Genomic DNA, 22,978 nt, shown 5'->3' on the forward strand with positions numbered 1-22,978 from the left:
GCGCGTGATTAAGGTGGTGCGGCACCTGACGGGGTACAAGGACGGTAATGGAAGAGATACTGTGGTTGTTCGGGATCCTGCTGCTGATCGTGGTGCTGGCGATGCCGGTGCTGCTGTTGATCGCGCTGGTGTCGGTGTCCTCGCTCAAGCGCAGGGTCGCGGCGCTGGAGGCGGCATTGGCCGCGCAGGGGCCGGCGTCCGCCAGCGAGGCAGAGCGGCCCTACGGCTGGATGCAACCCGACGCATTCGAGGAGCCTGCCACGCAGCCGCCGGAGGCCATCCCCGAAGCGCCGGCCGTGGCAGCGCCGCCGGTCGACGTAACGTCGGCGGCTCCCGCACCACCGCCCTTGCCGGAGCCGGTCCGCGTGTCTGCGGCACCGGTGGAGCCGATCCCGGAACCAACCCCGGAGCCGAGACGCGCGCCGGCCGCGCCCTCCGGGCCCAATTTCATCGAACGTGGCATCGAACGTGTCCGCCAGTGGTTCACCAGCGGCAATGTGCCGGTCAAGGTGGGCATGCTGGTGTTGCTGGCCGGTGTCGCGGCGTTGCTCAAGTACGCCAGTGACCAGGGCTGGGTGAGCATCTCCGCGCAGATGCGCCTGGTGGCGGTCAGTGTGGCGGCCCTGGCCGGGCTGGTCTTCGCCTGGCGCAAGCGTGAAAGCCACCGGACATTCGCCCTGGCGCTGCAGGGGGGCAGCATCGGGATATTGCTGTTGACCGTGTTTGCGGCGTTCAAGATCTACGGCTTCATCGATGCGGTGCCCGCGTTCCTGATCAGCGTGGTGTTGATCGCCGGGCTGTCGGTGATGGCGGTGCTGCAGGAGTCGCGTACGCTCGCCATCCTGGGGGTGCTGGCCGGATTCATGGCGCCGATCTGGCTGTCCAGCAACAGTGGCAACCACGTGGGCCTGTTCTCGTACTACGCGCTGCTCAACGCCGGCATCTTCGCCATCGCCTGGGTACGCCCCTGGCGCATCCTCAACCTGCTGGGCTTCGCCTTCACCTGGGGCATCGGCACGCTGTGGGGCGTGCTGCAGTACGCACCGGCCAAGTTCAACAGCACCCAGCCGTTTCTGGTGCTGTTCTTCGTGTTCTACCTGCTGCTGCCCTTGCTGTATGCACGCAAGGCAAGCACGCCGGGCAGCGCGCGCATCGATGGTTGCCTGTTGTTCGGCACGCCGTTGATCGCGTTCTCGCTGCAGGCAGGGTTGCTGCAGGGCGAGCGCATGCCGCTGGCGTTGTGCGCGCTGGGCGTTGCGGTGGTGTATGCGCTGCTGGCCAAGGCGCTGATCCACAAGGAGCGCCTGGACGTGCTGGCGCGCGGTTACGCGATCCTGGCGGTGGGTTTTGCGACGTTGGCGGTGCCGCTGGCCTTGTCAGCGCGCGTCACCGCTTCGGTGTTCGCGCTGGAGGGGGCCGGCCTGGTGTGGCTGGGGCTCATGCAGGAGCGCAGGCTCGCGCGCTGGACCGGTATCGGCCTGCAGGTGCTGGCCGGCGGCGCGCTGCTCATCGGTGCGGGTAATGCCTATGGCTATGGCACCCTGGCCATTGCCAACGCGACCTTCATGGGGGCGTTGCTGATCGCGCTGGCTGGCTTGGCCACCGCCTGGTTGTACCGCGGTGCAGGCCGCCTGCCGGTGGCCATCGCTGCCTACGGCTGGGGCCTGCTCTGGTGGCTGGGCAACCTGCTCCACGAGAACGACCAGCATGTGGCGTGGAGCAGCCGTCTGCACGTGGCCTTGCTGGTGTTCGGCGTGACCGGTTGGCTGGCCGCCGAAGTACAGCGGCGTGCGCCGGCCCTGCTGTTGTCGTTGACCACGCTGGGATGCCTGGTGGTCGCGTTCCCGTTGGCATTCCTGCAGGTCGACAACTACGGCCAGCCGTTTGCCGGGTACGGGCTCTGGGCCTGGCTGGCGTTCGCGGTGCTCGGCATCCGCAGCCTGTTGTGCCTGCGTGCCGGCAGCGGCGTGATCGCGGGCCTGGCGCAGTTGGCGTGGTGGCTGTTGTGGCCGACCGTGCTGTCGCTGCTGGCCTGGCACATCGGCGAGCGTTTCACGCTGGCCGAAGGCTGGGTCGGGCTGCTGCTGGCATCGCCCTGGTTGCTGCTCGGCCTGGTGTCGATGCGTCGCTGGAGCTGGCTGGCGCAACCGTTGGGCGAGGCTTTCGATCGCTACCGCCTGGCATTGCAGGCGGCGGTGTTCGGCGTGCTTGGCCTGTGGTGGCTGGGCTCGCTGGCCAGCGCCGGCAACGCCGCGCCGCTGCCCTGGATCGTACTGTTCAATCCGTTGGAACTGGCCGAGGTCGCAGTGCTGGTGCTGGTCGCCATGCGCGTGTGGCAGGGCCATGACGGACATGCGCCGCCGGCGCAGCTGGTGGGGATGGCCGTCGCCGCGTTGGTGCTGGTGACGGTGATGACCCTGCGCGCCGTGCATCAGTGGGGCGGTGAGCCGTGGAGTGATCGTCTGCTCGGCACCCAGCTGGCGCAGACCAGCCTGACCGTGGTGTGGAGCCTGCTGGGCGTGTTGGGCTGGGTATCCGGCTCGCGGCGCGGGCAATGGGGGCTGTGGCTGGCCGGTGCGATCCTGATGGGCGTGGTGCTGGCCAAGCTGCTGCTGGTCGATCGTGGCAACCTCGGCGACCTGCTGGGCATTGGCGCGTTCATCGCCTATGGCCTGCTGTGCACCCTGGTGGGCTGGCTGGCCCCGGCACCGCCGCGACGCGCGGCAGCGACGAACAACAACGAGGAAGTATCCGCATGATCAAGCGTCTGCTGTGGCTGGCCCTGTTGCCGATGGGCGCGCAGGCTGCCGACGATTTCGCCCGGCAATGGCCGTTGCAGTTGTCCCAGCCGGACGCGGGCGCATACCGGGTACCGCTGGATGCCTCCGTGTATGCCGCCGCGCACTGGCGCGACCTGCGCGATGTACGCGTGCTCGATGCCGATGGCAAGCCGGTGGCCAGCGCGGTGTACGCAGCGGCCATGCCGCTGTCCGCACCGCTGCGCACGGTGGAGTTGTCCTGGTTCGCGCTGCCGGTGTCCGCAGCGACGGCGGATGATGACCTGAGCGTGGTGGTCGAGCGGGACGGCGGCGGCAAGGTGTTGTCTATCCGCAACTCGGTAGCGCGGGCCGGAGAAGCGGGTAGTGCCGATCCGGTGTGGTTGGTGGACCTGGACAAGGACGCCGGCAAGCTGCGTGCATTGCAGGTTGATTGGGCGGACCCCTCGGCAACGCTCGACCTGGGCTACCGCCTGGAAGGCAGCGATGACCTGCGCGGCTGGCAGGTGCTGGATCCGCAGGTGCGGCTGGTGCAGTTGAACAACCAGGGCCGAGCCCTGCGCAACACCACCATCAAGGTCGAGAGCGGCCTGCGCTACCTGCGGCTGGTGCCACTGCAGCGGCACGGTGCGCCGGCCCTGCGCGGCCTGCGCGGTGAAATGGCCGACATGGTCGACGCCGGCGACTGGCAATGGCAGGTCCTGCAGGCGCAATCCGGTGGCAACGCCCGTGACGGCTATCTGTACACGCTCAAGGGACGCCTGCCGGTGCAGCGGCTGGATGTGGTGATGCCGGCCAACAGTGCGGTGAGCTGGACGGTTTCCAGTCGCGATCTGGACCGCACCGGCTCGGACGGCCAGACCCCGCACTGGCAGACCCTGACCCAGGGCTGGAATGCGTGGAACCTGAGCGAAGGCGGCCAGCAGCAGCGCTCGGCCCCGTTGGAGACCTCCGGGACGGTTACGGACCGCGAATGGCGCCTGCAGGCAGAGCCCGGTTCGGAGCCGGCGCAGGCCCCGGAGCTGCGATTGGGCTACCGCCCGGGCAGCGTGATGTTCCTGGCGCAGGGCAGGGCGCCGTACCTGCTGGTGGCGGGCAGCGCGAACGTGGGCCAGGCGCAGGCCGCGCTCGACCCGATGCTGGATGCGCTGCGCGCACGCAACGGCCAGCAGTGGCAACCGGCTGCGGCAAGCCTGGGGGCGCAGGCGCAGCGTGCAGGTGACGCGGCGTACCAGCCGGCTCAGACGCCGCGCGACTGGAAGAACCTCGTGCTATGGGCCGTGCTGGTGTTGGGGGCGTTGGTGGTGGCCGGGTTCGCGCTCAGCCTGATCCGCAGTGGTCAGGCCGGAAAGCAGTGAGAGGTGGCGCTTGCCGGTTTGCTGGATCGCAGGGCTTTTGCTTCTGAAGGCTACCCCTCCCCAACCCTCCCCTTGGCTGCGCCAAAGGGAGGGGCCAGGAGCGGCTTCTGCTGTGGCCGGACAGTGCTGCGACCCGACAGCTCACGCGGAACCGCCCCCTCCCTTTGGCGCAGCCAAGGGGAGGGCTGGGGAGGGGTAGGCTCCACTCCCGCAGCAACCGCAGCGGTATGAAGCATCGCATCGGCGCGTTGCGGGTCATTCCCCGCGCCTGAAGTCCCGTTCCAGTAGCCCATACAGCGCCGTATCAGTGATCTCGCCGTTGACGTGCCAGCGCTCGCGCAGCACGCCTTCGCGCACGAAGCCAAGCTTCTCCACCAGCCAGCACGAGGCTGCGTTGCGTGGGTCGATGTCCGCTTCCAGCCGCCGCAGTTCAAGCACATCGAACAGGTAGGGCACGATCAGCCGCATCGCTTCCACTGCCAGCCCTTGCCCCTGCCGGTCACGGCGCAGGCTGTAGCCGATCTCGGCGCGGCCCTGGTCGCGGTTCAGCGCGAAGGCAACGGCGGTGCCGATCAACTGGTCGCTCGCCTTGTCCGCGATCGCCCAGATCAGTATTTCCTGCTCGCGCCGTTGGCTCAGGATGTCGGCCACTTTCTGCTCGGCCTGTGCCAGTTCGGTCCAGGCCGGGTAGCTCCAGTAGCGCATCACCACCGGGTCGGAATGGATGTCGTACAGCGCCGCGGCATCGTCCTGGCGGACCTCGCGCAGGCGCAGGCGGCTGCTTTGCAGTTCAGGTTGGGGCAGCGGTATCTGCATCGGAACGAACCCCGGGTTTGCCCCGGTTGCCGGGGCGGGCGAAAATGGGGGTTTCCTACCCCCTGCGGAGCAGATACTGCCATGTCCATCGTTCGCATGACCGACCTCGATCTTTCCGGCAAGCGTGTCCTGATCCGCCAGGATCTGAACGTGCCGATCGACGAGAACGGCAGGATCACCTCCGAGCAGCGCATCACTGCCTCGCTGCCGACGCTGAAGCTGGCGCTGGAAAAGGGCGCCGCGGTGCTGGTCACCTCGCACCTGGGTCGCCCGAAGGAAGGCGTGTGGAGCCAGGCCGATTCGCTGGCACCGGTCGCCACGCGGCTATCCGAACTGCTGGGCGTGGACGTGCCGCTGGTCAAGGACTGGGTGGACGGCGTGGATGTGGCGCCGGGCAAGATCGTGCTGCTGGAAAACTGCCGCATGAACGTGGGCGAGGGCAAGGACGACGAAGCGCTGTCGAAGAAGTACGCCGCACTGTGCGACGTGTTCGTGATGGATGCCTTCGGCACCGCGCACCGTGCGCAGGCGTCCACGCATGGCGTGATCCGCTTCGCACCGGTTGCCGCCGGTGGCCCGCTGTTGATGGCCGAGCTGGATGCGCTGGACAAGGCGTTGGCCAACCCGGCCCGTCCGCTGCTGGCCATCGTCGCCGGTTCCAAGGTGTCGACCAAGCTGGAGCTGCTGTCCAGCCTGGTGAGCAAGGTGGACCAGCTGATCGTTGGTGGTGGCATCGCCAACACCTTCATCGCGGCCGAAGGCCATGGCGTGGGCAAGTCGCTGGTCGAGAACGATCTGCTCGACACCGCGCGCAACATCGACGCCGCGGCCAAGGCGCGCGGCGCCGAAATCCCGCTGCCGGTCGACGTGGTGGTCGCACCGGCGTTCGCCGCCGACGCGCCGGCCACGGTCAAGGCGGTCGATGCGGTGGGTGCCGACGACATGATCCTGGACATCGGCCCGAAGACCGCCGAGCAGTACGCCGCACTGATCGCCAAGGCCGGCACCGTGGTCTGGAACGGCCCGGTTGGCGTGTTCGAGTTCGACGCGTTCGGCAAGGGCACCGAGGCACTGGCCCGCGCCATCGCCAGCTCGCAGGCATTCTCCATCGCCGGCGGTGGTGACACCCTGGCCGCCGTGGACAAGTACGGCATCGCAAAGGAAGTGAGCTACATCTCCACCGGCGGCGGCGCGTTCCTGGAGTTCCTGGAAGGCAAGACCCTGCCGGCGGTGGCCGCGCTGGAGGCCCGCGGCCAGTGAGCCGGGATGTGTTCTTCTTCGATCTGGACGGCACGCTGATTGATTCGGCCGTCGGGATCACCCGCTGCGTGGCCTACGCACTGGAGAAGATGCAGCAACCGGTGCCGCCGGAGGCCGCGCTGCGCAAGTGGATCGGCCCGTCGCTGCGCACCAGCTTCGGCCCGCTGTTCAACGATGCGCAGCGCGTGGAGCAGGCGGTGGAGCTGTACCGCGAGCGCTTCGAAGTGCTTGGCTGGCAGGAGCACGATATCTACGCCGGTATCGGTGAGGTCGTGCAGGGCCTGCACGCGGCCGGGCATCGCCTGGCCGTGGTCACCGCCAAGAACGAACCGCATGCCCAGCGCATCATCGAGCACCTGCCGTTTGGCGGTTGCTTCGAGGACGTCATCGGTGCCACGCCGGACGGCTCGCGCAGCGACAAGCCGCAGTTGATCGCCGAGGCCCTGCAGCGGCTGTCATTGCCGCCGGCGCAATGCTGGATGATCGGTGACCGCCGCATGGACATCGAAGGCGCGCGTCACCACGGCATGCGCAATGTCGGTGTGCTGTGGGGGTTCGGCGGCCGTGAGGAACTGCTCGCCGCCGGGGCAGGGCGATTGGCGGAGACGCCGGACGAACTGGCTGCGGTACTGCACGGTTGAACGAACGCACAGGCCCCGCTTCGCGGGGCCTGTGCATTTCAGGGCAGGGTTGCCCCGGGGCGTTGCGTTCCGCCCGCGGGCACGGCGCAGCCTGTCCCGTCTGTCCGGTGAGGATGTCCCTTCTCCGTCACGCAGCGGCCCGGACATCGCCGCATCATTGCGCCATCATGTTCCCGGTGCATGCAGTTCGGGACAGCGATGGGACCCGCGTTGTCATACCGTACGGTATGTCCAGACAGGCTGTCCCAGCTGTCTTTGGGACAGTGCAGAAAGTGTCTTATGAAATCGTATGCGACATCGTTGTCATGCAATGGATGTGCTACTTTCGGCGGCTTCGATAGGGAGACTTCGCACAATGCTTGAACGTCAGCGCCGCACCAAGATTCTTGCCACCCTCGGCCCTGCGACCGACGCGCCAGGGGTACTGGATGAGCTGTTCCGCGCTGGCGTCAACGTGGTCCGCCTGAACTTCTCCCACGGTGATCCGTCCGGCCAGGCCAAGCGTGCCGCCGAGGTCCGCGCCGCCGCGCAGCGCGTGGGCGTGGAAGTGGGCATCCTGGCCGACCTGCCGGGCCCGAAGATCCGCATCGAACGCTTTGCCGAAGGCAAGGTCACGCTCAAGGCGGGCGACCGCTTCGACCTGATCGCCAGCAGCAGCGCGCCGTCCGGCGATGCCAGCCAGGTGGGCGTGAGCTACCTGGGGCTGCCGCAGGACGTGGGCCCGGGTGACGTCCTGCTGCTTGATGACGGCCTGATGCAGCTGCAGGTGGTCGAAGTGCAGGGCGAGCGCATCATCAACACCGTGCTCAACGATGGCGTGTTGTCCGACCGCAAGGGCCTGAACAAGCAGGGCGGCGGCCTGTCGCTGGGCGCGCTGACCGAGCGTGACAAGGAACTGATCGGCATCGTCGCCAAGATCGGCGTGGACTTCATCGCCGTCTCGTTCTGCCGCAATGCGCAGGACATGAACGACGCACGCGCGATCGCCCAGCAGCATGGCTGTGACGCGGCGCTGGTGTCCAAGATCGAGCGCACCGAAGCCATCGAGAACCTGGAGGAGATCGTCGAGGCCAGCGACGTGGTGATGGTGGCCCGCGGCGACCTGGGCGTGGAAATCGGCGATGCCGAGCTGCCGGGCCTGCAGAAGAAGATCATCAAGGCCTCGCTGGCGCAGAATAAAGTGGTGATCACCGCCACGCAGATGCTGCAGTCGATGGTGGAAAGCCCGATCCCGACCCGCGCCGAAGTGCTGGACGTGGCCAACTCGGTCATCGACGGCACCGATGCGGTGATGCTGTCGGCCGAAACCGCGGCCGGTGCCTACCCGGTCAAGGCGGTCGAGGCGATGGCCCGCATCTGCCTGGGCGCCGAACGCCAGTTCCAGACCGAAACCGACTTCAACGCCTCGCCGCGCAACCTGGAGCGTGCCGACCAGGCCATCGCCATGGCCACCATGTTCCTGTCCCAGCACGTGGGCGTGCGCGCCATCGTGGCGATGACCGAATCCGGTGGCACCGCGCGTTACCTGTCGCGCTTCCGTGCCAAGGCGCCGATCTACGCGGTCACCCGCCATGACGGTGCGCGTCGCCAGATGGCGCTGATGCGCGATGTGTTCCCGATCAACTTCGACAGCCGTGGCCTGACCCCGCGCGAAGCCGCGCGTGGCAGCATCCGCCTGCTGGTCGAGGCCGGACAGCTGGAAGCCGGTGACCGCGTGGTGTTCACCAGTGGTGAGCACATGGAAACCCACGGCGCCACCAACACGCTGCGCCTGCTCGAAGTGGGTGCGGACGGTCGCGCCAGCGGCCTGGGCGAACTCTGATCGCGCGGGCGTGAGACAACGCCCCGGTCAGGAAGCTGATCGGGGCGGACAAGATTTGTCCTGACAGGGCGGATTGAAACCGGTTCCAGACCTTGCGGGCGGACAGCTCGCGAGCGGGCCGGGCTATAATCCGGGTTTTCCCGCACCCCTGTTACAGGAAACTCAATGAGCATCGAACTGCTGGCTGAAACCGCCCAGGCAATGGTCGCACCGGGCAAGGGCATCATCGCCATCGACGAATCCACCGGCACGATTGCCAAGCGCTTTGCCAGCGTCGGCATCGAGAACACGGAAGAGAACCGCCGTGCCTATCGCGAGCTGCTGCTGACCACGCCGAAGCTCAACGAGCACATCTCCGGCGCGATCCTGTACGACGAAACCATCCGCCAGTCGACCAAGGACGGCGTGCCGTTCGCCAAGTACATGGCCGACAACGGCATGATCCCGGGCATCAAGGTCGACAAGGGCGCGCACCCGCTGGCCGGCTGCCCGGGCGAGCTGGTCACCGAAGGCCTGGACGGCCTGCGCGAGCGCCTGCAGGAGTACTACAAGCTCGGCGCCCGCTTCGCCAAGTGGCGTGCGGTCATCAACATCGGCGAAAGCATGCCGTCGGGCACCTGCATCGAGTCCAACGCCCACGCGCTGGCCCGTTATGCCGCCCTGTGCCAGGAATGCGGCCTGGTGCCGATGGTCGAGCCGGAAGTGATCATGGACGGCGACCACGACATCGAGACCTGCTACGAAGTCACCGAAGCCACCCTGCGCTCGCTGTTCGATGCGCTGTACCAGCAGAACGTGGTGCTGGAAGGCACCATCCTGAAGGCATCGATGGTCATCCCGGGCAAGACCTGCGACGAGCAGGTGGACGTGGAGGAAGTGGCCGAGTCGACCGTGATGTGCCTGAAGTCGACCGTGCCGGCCATCATGCCGGGCATCGTGTTCCTGTCCGGTGGCCAGAGCGACGAGCAGTCCACCGCGCACCTCAACGCCATGAACCAGCTGGGCAACCTGCCGTGGCCGCTGAGCTTCTCCTACGGCCGCGCCATGCAGCAGGCCGCGCTGAAGCTGTGGGCCAAGGACATGAAGGGCAACTACGCCGCAGCACAGAAGACCGTGTTCGAGCGCGCCAAGGAAAACGGCCAGGCGGCGCTGGGCAAGTGGAACGGCTGATCGCCATCGGCTGTGATTGATCGGGAACGCCGGCCTTGTGCCGGCGTTTTCGTTTCTGCTCTTTGGAAGGAAGGGCTTACCCCTCCCCAGCCCTCCCCTTGGCCGCGCCAAAGGGAGGGGGCGGTCTAGTACGATCTGTCAGGTCATCGCAGCACTCGCTTTGGGCCCCCTCCCATTGGCGCAGCCAAGGGGAGAGCCGGGGAGGGAGAAGCCCCAGAAGCAACCCGCCCACTACAATCGCTGCTTCCCGAACAAGGCAGCAGCACATGCGCGAAGGAAAACAGCACCGGTTATGGTTGGCACTGGCCCTGTGGTTGCCGCTGTCCGGCATCGCGGCGGAGCGGAACTTCCAGGTGCTGCATTACCAGACCATGCTGGACCTGGACATCGCCGCCGGTGAAATCCAGGGCGAACAGGTCGTGCGCTTCCGCGCCGGTGACACCCCGTTGCAGCAGCTGGAGCTGGACAGCGGCGCCTTGCAGATTGCGGCGGTACGCCAGGACGAGGCTTCGCTGGACTTCACGCAGGGCGAAGGCAAGCTGCGCATCACCTTGCCCGCGCCACTGGCACCGGGTGAAACGTCCAGCGTGGCCTTGCGCTACCACGGCAAGCCACCGTTCGGGCTGGAGTTCGCACCCGCCCGCAACGAGGCCTACACGGTCTTCTCCACCAGCCAATGGATGCCCTCGCTGGATGCGCCGGATGCACGAGCCACGCTGGACCTTGCCCTGCGCCTGCCAGGCACCGTGCAGGCCACCGCGGTGGGCGAGGTGATGCCGTCCCGCCTGCTCGACGATGGCCGCATCGAGCGCCGTTGGCGGCTGCGCACGCCGATGCCGGGTTATGTCTATGGTTTCGCCGCCGGCCCGTACCGGCACGTGCAGCAGCGCCACGGGAGCATCGACCTGCACTTCTATTCGGTGGACCGCACCGACGCCGAGCTGGCGCAGGTGTTCGCCGCCACCGGTGACATGCTCGACTTCTTCGCCGCACGCGCCGGACTGGCCTACAACGGCGACTATCATCAGGCCTTGGTGGCGCGCACGATCGGCCAGGAACTGGCGGGGCTGTCGCTGCTGTCCGAAGCCTATGGCAAGGAGCTGCTGGACGACCCGGGCCGGCAGGGCCTGCTGGCCCATGAGGCGGCCCACCAGTGGTGGGGCAACCGGGTGACCTGCGCGGGCTGGGAGCACTTCTGGCTCAACGAAGGCATGGCCAACTTCATGACCGCCGCGTGGCTGCAGCATGCGCAGGGCGAGGCGGCGTACCAGCAGACGGTGGCGCGTTGGGAAGCACGCATCGGCACGCTGCGCGAGAGCGGGGCGGACCGCGCACTGGTGTATCCGGACTGGAACAGGCCCAGCGCCGATGACCGCGCAGTGGTCTACCAGAAGGGCGCCTACGTGCTGCATCGCCTGCGCGGCGAACTGGGCGAGGCGGTGTTCTGGCAGGGGCTGCGTGCCTATACCCAGGCCAATGACGGGCGCTCGGTGGTGACCCGGGATTTCCAGCAGGCGATGGAAGCGGCGGCAGGGCGATCACTGCAGCCGTTCTTCGATGCGTGGGTCTACGGTACCGGCGGCCAGATCTGATCGGCAGGCCGGGATGCAGTCCCGGCCTGCCCGGAATCCTCGACGGCGCATGACCGTCGCCTCCCTGTGCCGCAGGCAGGGGAAGGGCCGTTCCTGAACCGAAGGGACGGCCTCAGCCGGCCGCCAGCCCGACCAGTGGCACCAGCGGCGGTGCCGCCGGCTCGCTGCTCAGGCCTTCCCTGGCCAGCGCCTGCTGGTAGATCTTGAAGGCCGCCGCGTTGTACGCCACCAGGATGATGCGCAGCGGGTGCGGGTGGCTCTTCTGCCAGGTCATGGTTTCGGTGACGGCGATGGTCGCGGCCTGGTGCAGCGGGTAGCCGTACACCCCGCAGCTGATGGCCGGGAATGCGATCGATTCCAGCCCCATCTGTTCGGCCAGGCGCAGCGACTGCCAATAGCAGTTGGCCAGCAGCGCGGCCTCGTCATAACGGCCGTCGCGCCACACCGGGCCGACCGCGTGGAACACATGGCGGGCCGGCAGGTTGTAGCCGTCGGTGGCGCGGACCTCGCCGGTCGGGCAGCGCACGCCCAGCCGCAGTTCCGGCAGGCGCTCGCACTCGGCCAGCAGGCCCGGGCCTGCCGCGCGATGGATGGCCCCGTCCACACCGCCGCCGCCAAGCAGGGTTTCGTTGGCCGCGTTGACGATGGCGTCAACAGCCAGTTCGGTGATGTCGCCCTGCCAGACTTCGATGCTCATGGCTGTGATCTTCCCGCTCCCTGTATGAGAAAAGTGTGACGGCACACCCGGGCGACCTGCCCGTGGCCAGTCTGCACCGGTCCCGTCTCATCGGGCGCGATTCGTCTTCACGTCGCGGGCGGCAAACACGAAGGCCGCCCGGAGGCGGCCTTCGACGGATGCATCCAGTAATGGCGGTTACGGCAGACCGGCCAGCCAGTCGTCGTCCGAGCCATCGTTGACGTCGGCGAACAGCGGGGTGGAGAAGTAACGCTCGCCGGTATCCGGGGCCACCGCCAGCACCACCGAGCCGGCTTCGGCCTTGGCCGCCACTTCCAGCGCGGTGGCCACCGTGGCGCCGGAGGAGATGCCGACGAAGATGCCTTCCTCGGCGGCCAGGCGGCGCGCGATCTCGATGGCGCGCTCGTCCTGCACCGAGTAGAGCGCGTCGTAGACCTCGCGGTTGAGCACCTCCGGCACGAAGTCCGGGGTCCAGCCCTGGATCTTGTGCGGGGTGAAGTCCTTGCCGGCCAGCAGCGCGGCGCCGGCCGGCTCGGTGGCGATGATGCGGGTCTCCGGGCGGGCCAGTTTCAGCACTTCGCCAACGCCGGTCAGGGTGCCGCCGGTGCCCCAGCCGCTGACGAAGTAGTCCAGCCGCTTGCCGGCGAAGTCACGCAGGATCTCGGCAGCGGTGGTCTGGCGGTGGAAGGCCGGGTTGGCCGGATTGGCGAACTGGCTGGCCAGGAACCAGCCGTGCTGCTCGGCCAGTTCCCTTGCCTTGCGCACCATGCCGCTGCCACGCTCGGCGGCCGGGGTCAGGATGACCTTGGCGCCATAGGCGCGCATCAGCTTGCGGCGCTCGACCGAGAAGGTTTCCACCATCGTGGCGACGAACTTGTAGCCGCGTGCGGCGGCGACCATGGCCAGTGCCACGCCGGTGTTGCCCGAGGTTGCCTCGACGATGGTGTCGCCGGGCTTGATCAGGCCCTTCTTCTCGGCGTCCAGGATGATGGCCAGGGCCAGGCGGTCCTTGACCGAGCCTCCCGGGTTGAACGACTCGACCTTGACGTACACATCCACGCCGGCCGGCGCCAGGCGGTTGAGTTTGACTACCGGGGTATTGCCGATGGTGTCCAGAATGCTGTTGTAGATGGCCATGGGGTTCTCCAGGGAAGAGGGGTCAGGCGGCGTCGGCCAGTGTCGTCGGCGGCGTCTTTGTGGAAGGTGAGGGCGGGGTGGTCCTGCCGTGCAACGGCGCGGCCCCGAACCAGTGCAGCTCGTCGGCCAACGCCGCCACCTCGCCGAGCACCAGCAGTGCGGGCGATTGCACCTGGTGTTGCCGGGCGGTTTCGGGCAGGGCATGCAGCGGGCCGGTGATCACCCGCTGCTCGCGGCGCGAGCCGTTCTCGATCAGCGCGAACGGCGTGCCGGCGGCCAGTCCGGCAGCGAGCAGGCGTGCCTGGATCTGTTCCAGCGCCCCGACGCCCATGTAGAACACCAGGGTCTGCCGGGCCTTGGCCAGTTCCGGCCAATCCAGCGTGTCCATCGAGTCCTTGCAGTGCGCGGTGACCAGGCGCAGCTGCTGGGCGTGGTCGCGGTGGGTCAACGGAATGCCGGCGTACGCGGCGCAGGCCAGGGCGGCGGTGATGCCGGGCACGACCTCATAAGGCACGCCATGCGCACGCAGGAACTGCAGTTCCTCGCCGCCGCGGCCGAACACGAAGGCGTCCCCGCCCTTGAGGCGCACCACGCGGCGGCCGGCGCGGGTGTGCTCCAACATCAGCGCATGGATGTCCTGCTGCGCGGTGCTGTGGCCCTTGGCCGACTTGCCGACCTCGATGTACTCGGCATCGCGACGTGCCAACTGCAGTACTTCGATGCTGACCAGGCGGTCGTAGAGGATCACGTCGGCCTGGTTGAGCGCGCGCAGTGCCCCCAGCGTGAGCAGCCCGGGGTCGCCCGAGCCCGCGCCGACCAGCACTACCGAGCCCTGGGCCGGAGCGACCGTGCCGGCGATGGCCTCGGACAGCAGGGCATCGGCCGCGCCGTCCTGGCGACGCCGCAGCAGGCCGAGCAGGGGGCTCTCGATCAGCCGGTCGAAGAACTGGCGGCGTGCGCCCAGCTCCGGGAAACGGCTGCGGATGCTGCGCCGGTGGCGGCCAACCAGCTCCACCAGCTGGCCCCAGGCACCGTCGAACAACTGCTCCAGCTGGCGGCGCACGTGGCGGGCCACCATCGGTGCGGCACCGCCGCTGGAAATGGCGATCTGCAGTGGCCCGCGCTCGACCACCGCCGGCACGTGGAAACTGGACAGGCGGGCATCGTCGACCACGTTCACGAACAGTCGCTGTGCCCCTGCGGCGGCGGCGACGGCGCGGTTGGTCGGGATATCGTCGGTGGCCGCCACGACCAGCCAGATGTCCTTGCCCAGCCAGGCGTCCTCGAAGCTGCCCTGCAGCCACTGCAGGCGGCCGGCATCGGCCAGCTCCCGCAGGCGCGGCGTCAGTTCCGGGGCACCCACCCGCGGGCGGGCACCGGCATGCAGCAGCGCCAACACCTTGCGTTCGGCCACCGCGCCGCCGCCCACCACCAACACGGCGCGACCGGAGAGGTCGGCAAACAGCGGGAACAGGGGGGCGTCCAAGGCAGTGGCGCGGTATCGTAGGGAGAGGCCGCTGACCGTAGCGTTGCCCTCGATGGGCCGGAAATGACTTGCGTCGCCTTGCTTATCTCTTTTGGTTATAAAGCTGTTCGTGGGATTTAACCTACAGTCGGTTGCCTCACCTTCGCCTCTCCCTGTCCTGCTGCGATGACCCTGACCCAACTGCGCTACCTCGTCGCCATTGCCGACGCCGAGCTCAACATCACGCTCGCGGCCACGCGCGTGCATGCCACGCAGCCGGGCTTGTCCAAGCAGCTCAAGCAGCTGGAGGACGAGCTGGGTTTCCTGTTGTTCGTGCGCAAGGGGCGCAGCCTGGAATCGGTGACCCCGGCCGGCGAGGAAGTGATCAGCCGTTCGCGTGCGGTGCTGGCCGAGGCCAACAACATCCGCACCTACGCGGCCAACCAGCGTCGCGAGAGCCATGGCCAGTTGATCCTGACCACCACCCACACGCAGGCGCGCTTCGTGTTGCCGCCGGCGGTGGCGCGCATCAAGCAGGCCTACCCGCAGGTCAGCGTGCACCTGCAGCAGGCGGCCGAAAGCGATGCGCTGGACCTGCTCAGCCAGGGCGATGCCGACATCGCGGTAATCAGCACCGCCGGCAGCGAGCCCACCACCGGCATCGCGGTGCCGCTGTACCGCTGGCGTCGCCTGGTGCTGGTGCCCAAGGGCCATCCGCTGGACCGGGCCGGCACGGTGCCGGACCTGACGGCATTGGCCGACTACCCGTTGATCAGCTATGAATCCTCCAAACGGCCGAGTTCGTCGTTGCGACGCGCCTTTGCCTCGCGCGAGCTGGAGCCGGACCTGGCGCTGACTGCGCTGGATGCGGACCTGATCAAGACTTACGTACGTGCAGGCCTGGGCGTTGGCCTGCTGGCGGAAATGGCGGTCAGCGGCAACGACACTGACCTGCGCGCCTGGCCGGCACCGGCCGCGATCCCCGAGTGCATTGCCTGGGCAGTGTTGCCGCGCGACCGCGTGCTGCGCGACTACGCACTGGAACTGATGCACGTGCTCGCCCCGCAGATCGACAAGCGCGACCTGCGTCGCGTGCTGGACGGCAACCAGGAGGCCAACTGGCCCAAGCCGCCGACCTGGGAATCGTTGACCCAGACGATCACCAGCTGAGCTGGCGGCAGGCGCGGCTTCCGCCGCGAAGGCGGGACGGTGCCTGTTCCGGATCTTCTCCCTGTTTGCGCCAAAGCAAGGGGCGCAAACGGGCTGCGGTCCGTCCACGCCGTTGGCCTACCTTCATGAAGGGCGTCCTTCCGGTCCCTGTCGTTGGCTTATCTGGAACCATTGCCGGAGAAGTGATGCAGTGCTTCCCCTTTCAGCAAGGAGCCGAACCCACATGGACGAGAACGAACCCCTCATGGTGAACTGCGGCCCGCATGGGCAGCGGGTGTCGGCGGTGGTCTGCCAGCACATGCTGCGGGCCGAAGGGGCACCCACCGGTTTCATCGAGAACAGCAGCGACCCCAACAACCTGCAGGCCTGGTGCCATCGCTGCGAGGAAAAGTTCCAGCAGGAACGCGGCCTGACCGAGGCCTTCGCCGCATTCAACGACATGGCCATCGTCTGCGACCTCTGCTACGGCGCCCTCAAGGTGCGGCATGCGATCGCGGTGAACTGATCGGCGTCCCCGGCACCTGCATGCAGCGTATCCTCCTCGAAACTCCCATCGAGGTGCGCGTGACCCGGCTTGTGATCCTTCCCGGCCTGGACGGTACGGGAACAATGCACGAGGACTTCATCGCAGCGCTGGGCACCACCTTTGCCACGGTGCAGGTGATGGCCTATCCCGCCGACGCCGTGTTGGATTACCCATCACTGGAACGGTGGGTCCGTGCGGCTCTGCCCGACCAAGCGCCGTTCGTGTTGCTGGGGGAATCCTTCTCCGGCCCGTTGGCGATCGCCATCGCCGCCGATCCGCCCGCCAACCTGCGCGGGCTGGTCCTGTCGACCACGTTCGCGCGTGCGCCGGTGCCGTTGTCGCGGCTGTTGGCCCCGATCACCCGTGTTGCACCGGTGCACGGCGTGCCATTGGCGGTACTGCGCTGGTGGTTGCTGGGACGCTGGAGTTCGCCTGCGCTGGACCGTGCGTTGCGGCGGGCATTGCGGCAGGTCAGCCCGCAGGTCCTGCGCCATCGTGCCGGGCTGGCGATGCGGGTGGATGTGGTCGGGCTGCTGCAACGCATCCCGGTGCCGGTGGTCTACCTGCGGGCGAGCGGTGACCGCCTGCTCGCCGCGGGCGCAGGGCGGTTGATCACACGCAACGTGGCGGATTGCACCTGCCTGGACATGCAGGGCCCGCACCTGCTGCTGCAGGCGGCGGCACCGGCTTGTGCGGCGGCGGTGAAAGCACAAGCCATGCGGCTGGGATGGGTGCGGTGAGGCCGGCGCAGGTGGCGCTCGTGCGGCAAACGGTCGCACCTGCGCTGAACCGGTAATCCTGGCCTGCGCCGATAGAATGCCCGGGTCATGCGCACGGCCCGTTTTCAAACCCTGCTGCTGTATCTGGCCCTGGCCGCCACGCTGTTGATGGCGTTGGCGCCGGTGGTCAGTCGCTGGGTGCAGGCCGGACACGCCCAGCACACCCGTGCGATGACCCTGCCGGGGGCGCAGGCTGGCCATGCGGCGATGACCGATGCAGCGCATGCGCATCACCTGGCCGGGCATGCGCCGGCCGCAACGCCGGCCAAGGCGCCGCCCGATCCGCATGCCGCGCACGGCGAGGCATGCGACTACTGCACCATGGCCTCGCGGTTGCTGCCATGGTTGGCGGTGCTGCTGGTACTGGCCCCGTTGTTGTACCGGCTTGCGCCGGCCTCACCACGCAGCATCCAACTGCCGCCCAGCCTGCGCTGGCCCGCGCACCCGGTGCGTGGCCCGCCGCTGTTCTCCTGAACGACATCCCCTCTTTCCTTCGTCGCGCGCTGCCATCGGGCAGGGCGCGGCTGTGTCGTATTGGAGAACTGCATGATTTCCCTTTCCCGTATGCCGGGTGCACCGGCGTGCCTGTCTGCCTGCATCTGCATGGCGCTGTTTTCACCGCCGGGATACGCCCAGGCGCGTGACCCGGACAAGACCCTGGATACGCTGGTGGTCACCGCCGCCGCGCCGTCCTCGCCGCTGCAATGGGTGACCGACCCGCGCCGGCCGCGGCAACCGGTGCCGGCCAGTGACGGTGCCGACTACCTCAAGACCGTTCCGGGCTTTTCGGCGATCCGCAACGGCGGCACCAATGGCGACCCGGTGCTGCGCGGCATGGGCGGCTCGCGGCTGAACATCCTCAGCAACGACGGCAACCTGATCGGCGCGTGTCCCTCGCGCATGGACAACCCGCTGTCCTACATCGCCCCGGAAACCTACGACCTGCTGACCGTGATCAAGGGCCCACAGAGCGTGCGCTGGGGGGCCGGGGCTTCGGCCGGCACGGTGCGCTTCGAGCGTGAAACCCCGCGCTTCGATGCGCCGGGCATGGCGTTGAAGGCCAGCGCGCTGGGCGGCTCCAACAACCGCAATGACCAGATGCTCGACGCCACCTTTGGCAGCACGCCGGGCTATGTGCGCATCAACGGCAACCGCTCCGAATCGGACGACTACCGCGACGGCAACGGCGCGTTGGTGCCGTCGCGCTGGCGCAAGTGGAATGCCGATGCCGCCATCGGCTGGACGCCCGATGCCGACACCGTGGTCGAACTCAGTGCCGGCACCGGCGATGCGGTCGCCCGCTATGCCGGCCGCGGCATGGATGGCGCCGGCTTCAGGCGCGACAGTTACGGGCTACGCTTCGAGAAGGACAACCTGCCCGGCGCCTGGGACAAGCTGCAGGCCAACCTGTACTACAACAACGCCGACCACCTGATGGACAACTACACGCTGCGCACGCCGAACCCGCACAGCAGCATGCCGATGCCGATGGCCTCCAACGTCGAACGGCGCACCACCGGTGGCCGGGTCAGCAGCGAATGGCGTTGGCAGGACGTGGCCATCGTTGCCGGCGTGGACGCGCAGGACAGCCGCCATCGCAGCCGCAACGGCATGGGCCGCGGCACCTGGCGGCAGGCGGCGTGGACGCGCGATGCGGACTTCAGCAACCAGGGCGTGTTCACCGAGCTGACCTTTGGCGAAGGTACCGCGCAGCGTTGGGTCAGCGGGCTGCGCGTGGACACGGCGCAGGTCAAGGACCGCCGGGCCACGACCGGCATGATGAACATGCCCAACCCGACCGCCGGCCAACGCCGTGACGAAACCCTGGGCAGCGGCTTCCTGCGCTACGAGCGCGACCATGGCCAGGCCTGGACCTGGTATGCCGGCGTGGGCCGCAGCGAACGCATGCCCGACTACTGGGAGCTGTTCTCCGCCAACAGCGGGCCGACGGACAGCCCCAATGCCTTCAGCGGCGTGCGGCCGGAGAAGACCACCCAGCTGGATCTGGGCTTGCAGTTCCGCAGCGAACGCCTGGATGCCTGGGTATCGGCCTATGCCGGGCGCCTGCTGGACTACATCCTGTTCGCCTACCGCAGCGGCGGCATGATGGGCAGCACCACGCAGGCCTCCAATGTCGAGGCGCGGATCGCCGGCGGTGAAGCGGGGCTGGAGTGGCGGCCCGCGCCGGGCTGGAAACTGGGCGGCACGCTGGCCTACGCCTGGGGCGAGAACCGCAGCGAAGACCGGCCGTTGCCGCAGATCCCGCCGCTGGAGGCACGCCTGAACGCCTCCTACGAGCATGACCGCTGGTCGGTCGGTGGCCTGCTGCGGGGCGTGCACCGGCAGAACCGGGTGGCTACCGACGAAGGCAACGTGATCGCGCGTGACCTTGGGCCGACGGCCGGGTTTGCCACGCTTTCGCTCAACGCTGCGTACCGCATCAGCGACCACCTGCGCGCCAGCGTCGGCGTGGACAACGTGTTCGACCGCGCCTACGCCGAGCACCTGAACCTGGCCGGCAGTGCCGACTTCGGCTTCCCGGCCGACCCGGTGCGGATCAACGAGCCGGGCCGTGCCGCGTGGCTGAAGCTGGACTACCGGTACTGAGGACAGTGCCCCCCACCACCGCTCGCGGTGGTGGGGGCGCTATGGCATGCTCGGCGGGCATTGGCTCGGAGCTTTCCACGGACATGACGTATCGCGCGGTGGCATATGCAAGTACCGCTGTTGCCGGGCTGACGCCGGCCGACATCGATCATCTGCTGGTGGATGCGCGGGCGCACAACCAACTGGCCGGTGTGACCGGCGTGCTGCTGTACGACGGGCAGCAGTTCTTCCAGTACTTCGAAGGCAGCCAGGAGGGCGTGGCCCGGGTCTACGAGCGCATCATGGCCTCGACCATGCACGTGAACGTGCGCGTGCTGCACGATGGGCACGTCGACCAGTTGTACTTCAGCCAGTGGCACATGGGCAGCAGCCATGCCGAGGGCAGCGTGCTGCAGAAATTGAGCAACCAGCAGTGGCTGCGTGAAGCGGAGCTGCTGCAGGAGGACGTCGCCGAAGCCGGGCAGGGTACTCCCGCGTTGCGTGAGCTGCTCTCGTTCTGGGAACAGGTGCAGGCCGAGGGCTGAAGCCCCCGCCCTGGCCTTTCCCTCTGCCGCGCGGAAGGGAGGGGGCAACGCAGGCAGCAGCGGCCTCGGCCGCCAAGCCCGTGCCGCGTTGACCATCACCGCCTTGACGGGTGTCGCGCCACGCAGGGCGCATCGCGACGCGGATCAGATTTCCTCGTGCAATCCGCACTCACGCTTCAAGCCGAAGAAACGGGTGTCCTCCTCGCGCATGCCCGGCTCCCAGCGGCGGGTGGTGTGGAAGTCGCCGATCGACACGTACCCCTGTTCCCACAGCGGGTGGTAGGGCAGGTCGTGCTGCTTGAGGTACTTCCACACGTCGCGGTCGCTCCAGTCGGCGATCGGGTTGACCTTGTAGCGCTCGCCCCGCCGCTGCAGCACCGGGGTGCCGGCGCGGCTGGCCGACTGGCTGCGGCGCAGGCCGGTGAACCAGGTGCCGACCTGCAGGTCGTCGAGCGCGCGCTTCATCGGCTCGACCTTGCGCAGGTTGTTGTACTGCTCGATGCCGACCACGCCCTGTTCCCACAGGCGGCCATGGCGGGCTTCCATCCAGGCGCGGCTGACCAGCGGGCGGTAGACCTTGAGGTTGAGGTTGAGCCGGTCGGTCAGCTCGTCGGCGAAGCGGTAGGTTTCCGGGAACAGGTAGCCGGTGTCGATCAGGATCACCGGCACGTCCGGATGCTGGCTGCTGAGCAGGTGCAGCGTCACCGCCGACTGCGCGCCGAAGCTGGACGACAGCACGTGCGTGCCGGGGGCATGCTGCAGCGCCCAGCGCACGCGCGAGACGGCGTCCAGGGCCTCCAGTTCGGCGTTGAGCGGGCCCAGGTCAGCCGGCAACGGCGGGGTGACGATGGCATCGTTCGAGGATCGGGGCAGGGCGCTCATGCGTGCAGTTCCACGGGAATCTGGCGGTGGGTGGGGTAGGTCGGCAGGTCGACGATGCCGGCGCGGTGCAGGAAGTCGCCGAAGCCCTCGTCCGCCGTGCGCTCGCCGGCGTAGCGGGCGAACAACGGCTCCAGCGCGGACAGGATGTCCGGCTCGGTGATGTTCTCGCGGTACAGGGTGTTCAGCCGTTGGCCGCGATGGTCGGCGCCGAGCATCAGGTTGTAGCGGCCCGGTGCCTTGCCGACCAGGGCGATCTCGCCCAGGTACGGGCGCGAGCAGCCATTCGGGCAGCCGGAGATGCGCAGCAGGATCGGCGCTTCGGCCAGGCCGTGCTGTTCCAGCAGCGGCTGCAGCTTGGCGCTGAAGTCGGGCAGGTAGCGCTCGGCCTCGGCCATGGCCAGCCCGCAGGTGGGCAGGGCGACGCAGGCCATGGCGGCGCGTGCCAGCGCGGTGGGGGCCTGGTTGCCGGCATCCAGCCCGGCGCTGCGCACCAGCGCATCGATCTGCGCGCGCTGTGCGGCGGGGACGCCGGCGATGACCAGGTTCTGGTTGCCGGTCATGCGGAACTCGCCGGCGTGGAGGCGCGCGATCTCACGCAGCGCGGTCAGATGCGGCGCGCCGGGCAGGTCGGTGATGCGGCCGGCCGGCAGCGACAGGGTCAGGTGCCAGCGGCCATCCTCGCCCTCGTTCCAGCCATAGCGGTCGCCGTTGTGCGCGAACGGCAGCGAGCGGCGCGGCTGGAAGGTGATGCCGGCGCGGCGCTGGATCTCGGCGATCACGGTGTCCAGGCCGTGGTCGTCGATGGTGTACTTGAAGCGGGCGCGCTTGCGCAGGTCGCGGTTGCCGAGGTCGCGCTGGGTGGTGACCACCGCAGTGGCGACATCGAGCAGGGCGTCGCGCGGGATGAAGCCTGCGATGTTGGCCAGGCGCGGGTAGGTCTCGGCATCGCCGTGGGTCGCCCCCATGCCGCCGCCGATGCTGACGTCGTAGCCGAGCAGCGTGCCGGCATCGTCGAGCACGCCGATGAACCCCAGGTCGTTGGCGAACACGTCCACGTCGTTGACCGGTGGCAGGGCGAAGCCGATCTTGAACTTGCGCGGCAGGTACCGCTCGCCGTAGATCGGCTCCTCCTCGCTGCCGCTGCCCGCCACGCGTTCCTCGTCCAGCCAGATCTCGTAGTACGCGCGGGTGTTGGGCAGCAGGTGTTCGGAGGTGCGCGCGGCGTCGGCGTACAGGGTGGCGTGCGCGCTGGACAGCAGCGGGTTGGCGGCGACCAGCACGTTGCGGTTGACGTCACCGCAGGCGGCCAGGGTGTCGATCAACGCCGCGTTGATGGCCTGCATGGTGGCCTTGAGCTCGCGCTTGATCACGCCATGGAACTGGAACGCCTGGCGGGTGGTGATGCGCAGCGAGTGATTGCCGAAGCGGGTGGCGATGGCGTCGAGCTTGAGCCATTGCGCCGGGGTGATCACCCCGCCCGGGGTGCGGGTGCGGATCATGAACTGGTAGGCCGGCTCCAGCTTCTGCCGGCGGCGCTCGTCGCGCACGTCACGGTCGTCCTGCTGGTAGCTGCCGTGGTACTTGATCAGGGTCTGGTCGTCCTCGCGCAAGGCGCCGGTGACCGGGTCGGCCAGGCTTTCCAGCAGGGAGCCGCGCAGGCGGTTGCTTTCGGCCTTGATCGATTCGACGGAATGGGTGCTCATCTTCTTTCGCTATGCCAGAACAGGGGGTGGGGCGCCTTCCGGCGCGAAATCC

General features: G+C 68.2%; 19 protein-coding genes. 13 read left to right on the forward strand and 6 right to left on the reverse strand.

Features of this window, described 5'->3' with window-relative positions; translation table 11 throughout:
* Nucleotides 1–47: 47 nt before the first annotated feature.
* Both ACIPR8_RS02885 and ACIPR8_RS02890 read left to right on the forward strand, forming a co-directional pair.
* Nucleotides 48–2,759 (forward strand): DUF2339 domain-containing protein, encoded by a 2,712-nt coding sequence (locus ACIPR8_RS02885; protein WP_446540099.1) that lies wholly within the window; start codon nt 48–50, stop codon nt 2,757–2,759.
* Entirely contained in the window at nt 2,756–4,135 is a 1,380-nt protein-coding gene (locus ACIPR8_RS02890) for a DUF3999 domain-containing protein (protein WP_446540100.1), read from the forward strand. The genes ACIPR8_RS02885 and ACIPR8_RS02890 overlap by 4 nt, the downstream gene beginning before the upstream one ends.
* Nucleotides 4,136–4,390: 255 nt before the next feature.
* Here the strand turns inward: ACIPR8_RS02890 and ACIPR8_RS02895 are convergent, their stop codons facing one another.
* Nucleotides 4,391–4,951, reverse strand: coding sequence for a GNAT family N-acetyltransferase (locus tag ACIPR8_RS02895; protein WP_446540101.1), 561 nt, complete (start codon nt 4,949–4,951; stop codon nt 4,391–4,393).
* An 81-nt stretch (nt 4,952–5,032) separates the two neighbouring features.
* Between ACIPR8_RS02895 and ACIPR8_RS02900 the strand changes: the two genes are divergently transcribed.
* The 5 genes from ACIPR8_RS02900 (at nt 5,033) to ACIPR8_RS02920 (ending at nt 11,436) form a co-directional block, all read left to right on the forward strand.
* The gene (locus ACIPR8_RS02900; protein ID WP_446540102.1) at nt 5,033–6,211 is read left to right on the forward strand and encodes a phosphoglycerate kinase; all 1,179 of its coding nucleotides are present in this window, start codon (nt 5,033–5,035) and stop codon (nt 6,209–6,211) included.
* A complete protein-coding gene (locus tag ACIPR8_RS02905; protein ID WP_446540103.1) occupies nt 6,208–6,852 on the forward strand; it encodes an HAD hydrolase-like protein in 645 nt (214 codons plus the stop codon). The genes ACIPR8_RS02900 and ACIPR8_RS02905 overlap by 4 nt, the downstream gene beginning before the upstream one ends.
* 355 nt (nt 6,853–7,207) lie before the next feature.
* Entirely contained in the window at nt 7,208–8,674 is a 1,467-nt protein-coding gene (pyk, locus tag ACIPR8_RS02910) for a pyruvate kinase (protein WP_132865428.1), read from the forward strand.
* 165 nt (nt 8,675–8,839) lie between these two features.
* Nucleotides 8,840–9,844 (forward strand): class I fructose-bisphosphate aldolase, encoded by a 1,005-nt coding sequence (locus ACIPR8_RS02915; RefSeq protein ID WP_132865427.1) that lies wholly within the window; start codon nt 8,840–8,842, stop codon nt 9,842–9,844.
* Between the two features lie 266 nt (nt 9,845–10,110).
* Nucleotides 10,111–11,436 carry a M1 family metallopeptidase gene (locus tag ACIPR8_RS02920; RefSeq protein ID WP_446540104.1) on the forward strand — a complete coding sequence of 442 codons (1,326 nt, stop codon included), beginning with the start codon at nt 10,111–10,113 and terminating at the stop codon, nt 11,434–11,436.
* Nucleotides 11,437–11,548: 112 nt separating this feature from the next.
* Here the strand turns inward: ACIPR8_RS02920 and ACIPR8_RS02925 are convergent, their stop codons facing one another.
* The 3 genes from ACIPR8_RS02925 to cysG all read right to left on the reverse strand — a co-directional run bounded on the left by ACIPR8_RS02925 (nt 11,549) and on the right by cysG (nt 14,756).
* A complete protein-coding gene (locus ACIPR8_RS02925; RefSeq protein ID WP_132865425.1) occupies nt 11,549–12,133 on the reverse strand; it encodes an O-acetyl-ADP-ribose deacetylase in 585 nt (194 codons plus the stop codon).
* A gap of 177 nt (nt 12,134–12,310) precedes the next feature.
* Complete coding sequence (gene cysK, locus ACIPR8_RS02930) at nt 12,311–13,270, reverse strand: cysteine synthase A (RefSeq protein ID WP_192287487.1); 960 nt, start codon at nt 13,268–13,270, stop codon at nt 12,311–12,313.
* A gap of 22 nt (nt 13,271–13,292) precedes the next feature.
* The gene (gene cysG, locus ACIPR8_RS02935; RefSeq protein ID WP_446540105.1) at nt 13,293–14,756 is read right to left on the reverse strand and encodes a siroheme synthase CysG; all 1,464 of its coding nucleotides are present in this window, start codon (nt 14,754–14,756) and stop codon (nt 13,293–13,295) included.
* Nucleotides 14,757–14,921: 165 nt separating this feature from the next.
* Between cysG and ACIPR8_RS02940 the strand changes: the two genes are divergently transcribed.
* The 6 genes from ACIPR8_RS02940 to ACIPR8_RS02965 all read left to right on the forward strand — a co-directional run bounded on the left by ACIPR8_RS02940 (nt 14,922) and on the right by ACIPR8_RS02965 (nt 20,341).
* Nucleotides 14,922–15,905, forward strand: a complete 984-nt coding sequence (locus ACIPR8_RS02940) for a LysR family transcriptional regulator (protein ID WP_446540106.1) — start codon at nt 14,922–14,924, stop codon at nt 15,903–15,905.
* A 223-nt stretch (nt 15,906–16,128) separates the two neighbouring features.
* Complete coding sequence (locus tag ACIPR8_RS02945; protein ID WP_132865421.1) at nt 16,129–16,410, forward strand: hypothetical protein; 282 nt, start codon at nt 16,129–16,131, stop codon at nt 16,408–16,410.
* 20 nt (nt 16,411–16,430) lie between these two features.
* Nucleotides 16,431–17,171, forward strand: a complete 741-nt coding sequence (locus tag ACIPR8_RS02950) for an alpha/beta fold hydrolase (protein WP_446540107.1) — start codon at nt 16,431–16,433, stop codon at nt 17,169–17,171.
* Between the two features lie 87 nt (nt 17,172–17,258).
* A complete protein-coding gene (locus ACIPR8_RS02955) occupies nt 17,259–17,684 on the forward strand; it encodes a DUF2946 family protein (protein WP_446540108.1) in 426 nt (141 codons plus the stop codon).
* Between the two features lie 72 nt (nt 17,685–17,756).
* Nucleotides 17,757–19,817 (forward strand): TonB-dependent copper receptor, encoded by a 2,061-nt coding sequence (locus ACIPR8_RS02960; RefSeq protein WP_446540109.1) that lies wholly within the window; start codon nt 17,757–17,759, stop codon nt 19,815–19,817.
* Nucleotides 19,818–19,900: 83 nt separating this feature from the next.
* Nucleotides 19,901–20,341 (forward strand): BLUF domain-containing protein, encoded by a 441-nt coding sequence (locus tag ACIPR8_RS02965; protein WP_165931199.1) that lies wholly within the window; start codon nt 19,901–19,903, stop codon nt 20,339–20,341.
* 144 nt (nt 20,342–20,485) lie between these two features.
* Here the strand turns inward: ACIPR8_RS02965 and ACIPR8_RS02970 are convergent, their stop codons facing one another.
* Nucleotides 20,486–21,223, reverse strand: a complete 738-nt coding sequence (locus tag ACIPR8_RS02970) for a phosphoadenylyl-sulfate reductase (RefSeq protein ID WP_446540110.1) — start codon at nt 21,221–21,223, stop codon at nt 20,486–20,488.
* A complete protein-coding gene (gene cysI / locus ACIPR8_RS02975) occupies nt 21,220–22,926 on the reverse strand; it encodes an assimilatory sulfite reductase (NADPH) hemoprotein subunit (RefSeq protein ID WP_446540111.1) in 1,707 nt (568 codons plus the stop codon). Before cysI ends, ACIPR8_RS02970 begins: the two co-directional genes overlap by 4 nt.
* Nucleotides 22,927–22,978 lie beyond the last annotated feature (52 nt).

It is taken from the genome of Stenotrophomonas sp. LARHCG68 (assembly GCF_052871705.1).